Origin of the sequence: Myxococcus vastator (assembly GCF_010894475.1) — a bacterium.
Classification (GTDB): Bacteria; Myxococcota; Myxococcia; order Myxococcales; family Myxococcaceae; genus Myxococcus; species Myxococcus vastator.
Genome location: NZ_JAAIYB010000592.1, coordinates 1 through 4,042, shown reverse-complemented (window position 1 = coordinate 4,042; position 4,042 = coordinate 1). Strand labels below are relative to the sequence as shown.

General features: G+C 73.3%; 4 protein-coding genes. 3 read left to right on the top strand and 1 reads right to left on the bottom strand.

Translation table 11 applies throughout. From position 1 onward, the window contains the following. The 3 genes from G4D87_RS34470 to G4D87_RS34460 all read left to right on the top strand — a co-directional run. Positions 1-666 (top strand): peptidylprolyl isomerase (locus tag G4D87_RS34470; protein ID WP_338045017.1); only part of this gene is annotated, 666 nt, incomplete at its 5' end. A 2-nt stretch (positions 667-668) separates the two neighbouring features. Then, entirely contained in the window at positions 669-1,403 is a 735-nt protein-coding gene (locus tag G4D87_RS34465) for an alpha/beta hydrolase (RefSeq protein ID WP_163786914.1), read from the top strand. 3 nt (positions 1,404-1,406) lie between these two features. Continuing rightward, positions 1,407-1,820: a secondary thiamine-phosphate synthase enzyme YjbQ gene (locus G4D87_RS34460; protein ID WP_011551294.1), complete on the top strand. Its 414-nt coding sequence runs from the start codon at positions 1,407-1,409 to the stop codon at positions 1,818-1,820. Between the two features lie 3 nt (positions 1,821-1,823). Here the strand turns inward: G4D87_RS34460 and G4D87_RS34455 are convergent, their stop codons facing one another. Next, complete coding sequence (locus G4D87_RS34455) at positions 1,824-3,512, bottom strand: L,D-transpeptidase family protein (RefSeq protein ID WP_163786913.1); 1,689 nt, start codon at positions 3,510-3,512, stop codon at positions 1,824-1,826. Positions 3,513-4,042: the final 530 nt, after the last annotated feature.

Sequence of the window (4,042 nt, the reverse complement as noted above, 5' to 3'; positions counted from 1 at the left end):
GGGGGTGGGACCCCGCCCTCCGCGACGACGCCGGCGAAGCCCGTAGCGCCCTCCGCGGCCGAGGTGCCCGCCGCGGCGCCCCCCGCCGAGGCCGCCTCGGGTGAATGGACGAAGAAGGTCCAGGCGGGCCAGGACGTCTACGCCACCCTGGAGACGAACCAGGGCGCCATCGGCGTGCGCCTCTTCTCCAAGGACGCCCCCAAGACGGTGGCCAACTTCGTGGGCCTGGCCACGGGGGAGAAGGCCTGGACGGACCCGAAGACGGGCCAGCGCGTGACAGGCAAGCCGCTGTACGACGGCGTCGTCTTCCACCGGGTGATTCCGGGCTTCATGATTCAGGGCGGCGACCCCACGGGCACCGGACGCGGCGACCCGGGCTACCGCTTCGAGGACGAGTTCCAGAGCGGCCGCACCTTCGACAAGAAGGGCCTGCTGGCCATGGCCAACGCCGGCCCCGGCACCAACGGCAGCCAGTTCTTCATCACCACCTCCACGCCGGACTACCTCAACAACCGCCACACCATCTTCGGTGAGGTGGTGTCGGGCTACGACGTGGTGGAGAAGATTTCCAACGTGCAGCGCGACCCGCGCGACAAGCCCCTGGAGGCGGTGGTCATCCAGAAGATCGCCATGAGCGACCAGGCCCCGGCCGGCAGCGGGAAGTGAGCATGGAACGCGCCCTGCGCCACGTGGCCACACGGCTGGGGGAGCTGGACTGCCACGTCATCGACGCGCTCCCCGAGGGCGCGACGCCCGAGCTGGCCGTCGTCCTCTCCCATGGCCTGGGCGCGCCCGCCACCGACCTGGTGCCCCTGGGGCCGGAGTTGATGGCGCTCCAGCCGGCGCTGGCGGACCGCGTGCGGTTCGTCTTCCCCGGCGGGCCCATGGCCTGGGCGTACGGAGGGCGCGCCTGGTTCCCCCTGCCCGACGCGGTGATGCGCGGAGAGCAGCGGGACTGGGAGCAGTTCGCGCGCGACGTGCCGCCGGGCATGCCCGCCGCGCGCAGGGCGCTGAGGAGCACCGTGGACGCGCTCTGCGCCGCGATGAAGCTGCCGTATGGGCGCGTCGTGCTGGGCGGCTTCAGCCAGGGCGGCATGGTGTCCACGGACGTGGCGCTGCGCCTGGACGAGCCGCCCGCCGGGCTGTGCATCCTCTCCGGCACGCTGACGTCGGAGCCGGAGTGGCGCCCCCGTGCCCAGGGCCGCGCGGGGATGCCCGTGTTCCAGGCCCACGGGCGCCAGGACCCGCTGCTGCCGCTGGACAGCGCCGAGCGGCTGCGGGACCTGTTCGTGGCGTCGGGACTCACCGTGGACTTCCACGCCTACGACATGCCGCACGCCATCGTCACCGAGGAGCTGGAGGCCCTGGCCGCGTTCCTCGCCGCGCGGCTGGGAGGACGCTGAGCCATGTTCCACGCGAAGGAGCTCACGGTGTCCAGCCGGGGCCGCGGCTTCACCGACATCACCGCGGACGTCCAGCGCGCCGTCGCGGAGAGCGGCGCCCGCCAGGGGCTGTGCACCGTGTTCCTCCATCACACGAGCGCGTCCCTGCTGCTGTGTGAGAACGCGGACCCGGACGTGCGCCGGGATTTGGAGTCCTTCTTCTCGCGGCTGGTGAAGGACGGGGACCCGCTCTTCGTCCATGACGCGGAGGGGCCGGACGACATGCCCGCGCACGTGCGCACCGTCCTCACGCAGAACGCGCTGAACATCCCCGTGAAGGACGGCCGCGCGGACCTGGGGACCTGGCAGGGCGTCTACGTCTGGGAGCACCGGACCTCGCCGCACCGGCGCCGCGTCACCGTGTCCGTGGTGAGCTGACCGCTACGGCGCGCCCACCCGCGTCGCGGCCACCGCCACATTGCGCGGCTTGCCCGTCGGCCGGGCCTGGCCGCGGATGCGGATCCACGAGCCCGGCGAGTCCTCCGTCGCGTGCACCATGGACCAACCGACGGGCACCTGCGGCGCGGCCCAGGCATAGAGCGCGCGGGCGTCCTTCGGCGACAGGTTGACGCAGCCGTGGCTCATGGGCTGGCCGAAGCGGTCGTGCCAGTAGGCCGTGTGCAGCGCGTAGTCGTCCTGGAAGAACATGGTCCAGGGCACCGTGGCCACGCGGTAGGTGTCGTTGCCGGCGGTGCCGCTGCCCGTCATGTCGGCCTCCGCGAACTTGACCCAGATGCGGAACAGGCCCTCCGGCGTGTCCGTGCCCTGCTTCCCGGAGGAGATGAGCGTCGCGTACACCGGCCGCTCGCCCTCGTAGGCCACCAGCACCTGGGCATCCAGGTCCACGTCCAGCCAGCGGGAGCCGGGCTCCACCTGCGGCGGCGCGTGTGAGAACCAGGCGACGTGCAGGTCGTCCCGCGCCACCCATTGGTCCTCCGCGATGCTCACCCAGTGGCCGTCCTCGGACAGCTCCTTCACGGCGACCAGGGTGCGCGGTGGCAGCACCGTTTCGCGGGGGGCCTTCGCGTCTGGCGCCGTGCGGACTTCCACGGCGGCAGAGGGGCGGGTGCGGGACTGGGCCCAGGCGAACGTCGGCGGCAGCTCGGCGATGGCCTCCGCGCCCACGCCCTCGAAGGAGGAAGGCCGGTACTCACGCAGCACCCGCGCCTCCAGGTACTGGCCGTCGGTGGTGCGCCAGTACGTCCTGCGGCGGATGCGGACCTGCCCGCGGAGCTGCACCGAGACGGAGCCCTTCAGCAGCACGCCCCTTCGCCGGGCGCGCGCCAGGGCGAGGCTGCGATAGGCGCGCACGCGCTTGCCCACGACCCGGGCGTAGATGCCGGGCGTCAGCTCGCCCTCGCGCAGCTTCGGGAGCTCGCGCACGCGGGGCTCGCGGAAGTTGGGCTCCAGGTAGCGCTCGCAGACCCAGCCGCGCGGCTCAAGCTGAATCCAAGCCTCGCAGTCCGGCCCGCGCACCGCCGTTTCGCCCTGCCAGCGCACGCGCATGTCCTGCGCCACGGTGCCCAGTGCCGGCGCGTCCTGCCGGGGCTCCTGGCGGACCACGATGGACCGGCGCACCCGCAGCGAGCCCGCGTCCGGAGCGAAGGGCACGGCGTAGGTGCCTCCGTCCTCCGCGCCGCTCACGGGCTCCAGCACGGTGTCGACGTCTTCAAGCACCAGCCCCGTGTCCTCGAGCGGCTCGCCGTCCGGGCCGAGCACCAACTCCTCTCCGGGGCGCAGGCCGTCTGGGATGACGGTGAGCTGCTCGGGCAGGGGGAGCGCCTCCTCGCCCGGCGTGTCCTCCTCCCCCTCGGAGAGGGCGAGGTCGTCCAGGGCGGGGTCGACGGTCAGCGCCGGCACCTCGTCGTGCGCCACGGCCGCCCCGTCGTCTGGCGTGCGTCGCGGCGGAGACAGCGCCGCCTCGGCCGAGCCATCCACGCCGCCGTCCGTCCCAGCATCCGCCGTGGTGCGCTGCCACGCCGCGAACAGCGCATCCGAGGCCGTGCGCCGGGCATCCGCGCTCGCGCTCGGCAAGAGGGGGCTGCCGCCCTCCGCCGCGGCGTCGGTCATGGCGCGCGAGGCACCCGCTCCGGGAGGGTCCGCCGCGGCGTCAGGGAGCGCACGCGCTCCGGCGCCGGCCAGGGCACGTTGTCCCGACACGGACTCCGTGACGGCCACGGCCCCCCCCGGCTCAGCGGGGAGTTGGCCTGGGGCGTTGGTGTCGGCGTGAGGTGCTTGGACCTCCCCACCGTCCTCAGACGACCCTGAGCCGGGAGGCGGCGTGCAGGCGATTCCAGGCAGCAGCAGAACGAGCGGAAGCCAACGGCGCATGGACCTGACACGGTACGGAGGAGTGACGGCACACTCAACGTCGGCCACGGTGCGCTCGCCTGCGTGGGGCTCCGTGTGAGTGGGCAATTCGTGCCATCGCAGCGGCCCTTGTCACATGCAGCGGAAATGAGGGTCCGCTGCCCATGGCACGCGACGGGACCCCGCACACAGGCCACGGCGGCGCGCCCGTGAAGCCAGCACCCGGAAGCCCGCGACATCCCCGAGCCTGGCGCCCGGGTGCCCGCCTCCCCTGCCGCCGGGCCCCATCC